Genomic DNA, 1,014 nt, shown 5'->3' on the forward strand with positions numbered 1-1,014 from the left:
GAGGCCGGCCTGCCGGTGACCTGTCTGCCCGGCCCGTCCGCTGTCACCACCGCTCTCGCGTTGTCGGGTCTGCCCGTGGAGCGGTTCTGCTTCGACGGGTTCCCGCCCCGCAAGCCGGGGCAGCGACGCGCGTGGTTCGCAGCGCTCGTCCACGAGCCCCGCGCGGTGGTGTTCTTCGAGGCACCGCACCGGCTCGCCGCGTGCCTGGCCGACGCCGTCGACGTGCTCGGCGGGACGCGCCGGGCCGCGGTCTGCCGCGAACTCACCAAGACCTACGAGGAAGTGCGGCGCGGAACGCTCGCCGAGCTCGCCGAATGGGCCGTCGACGGTGCGCGCGGCGAGATCACCGTGGTGCTCGAAGGGGCGGTCGCGGTCGCCACCGATCCCGTCGACCTCGTCGACGAGGTGGAACGGATGGTCGCGGACGGGATGCGGCTGAAGGACGCCTGCGCGGTCGTCGCCGAGTCGGCGTCGAAGTCGTCCGGTGCGTCCGTCTCGAAGCGCGAACTGTACGACGCGGTGCTGGGCGCGCGTCGCGCCTGAGAAGAACGCATATCGGACGCGCCGTGGGGTCCGAGGACACTCCGTGCCACGGAAGCCTAAACTCTGCCGGGTCCCAGGCACAGACGTCACCGGTCGGTCGGACGCTGTCGGGGGCTTGCGACGATCAGGAGGACGCGGATGGATTCGGCGAACGATTTCCTCGTCGGGGTGGCAGGGGTGGTGTGGGGGCCGTATCTGCTCATCCCACTGCTGTTGGGTACGGGCCTGGTGCTCACGGTACGGCTGCGGGGCGTCCAGTTCCGCAAGTTGTGGCCCGCGCTGCGGCTGGGTCTGATCACCCGGCACGACGAGGGCGCCACCGAAGGCGACATCTCCCAATACCAGGCCCTGACCACCGCGCTGGCCGCGACGGTGGGCGTGGGCAACATCGCCGGCGTCGCCACCGCGATCTACTTCGGTGGTCCCGGGGCGCTGTTCTGGATGTGGATCACCGGCCTGGTCGGCATGGCC

2 protein-coding genes are annotated in these 1,014 nt (G+C 70.9%); both read left to right on the forward strand.

What is annotated here, in order from left to right:
* The coding region (rsmI, locus tag R1101_RS0124215; RefSeq protein WP_016935725.1) for a 16S rRNA (cytidine(1402)-2'-O)-methyltransferase at positions 1-543 on the forward strand (543 nt) is incomplete at its 5' end.
* 138 nt (positions 544-681) lie between these two features.
* Positions 682-1,014, forward strand: a 333-nt coding sequence (locus tag R1101_RS0124220; protein WP_026003654.1) for an alanine:cation symporter family protein, incomplete at its 3' end; no start/stop codon positions are given.

The organism is Rhodococcus sp. R1101, assembly GCF_000278445.1.
GTDB classification, from domain to species: Bacteria; Actinomycetota; Actinomycetes; order Mycobacteriales; family Mycobacteriaceae; genus Rhodococcus; species Rhodococcus gordoniae.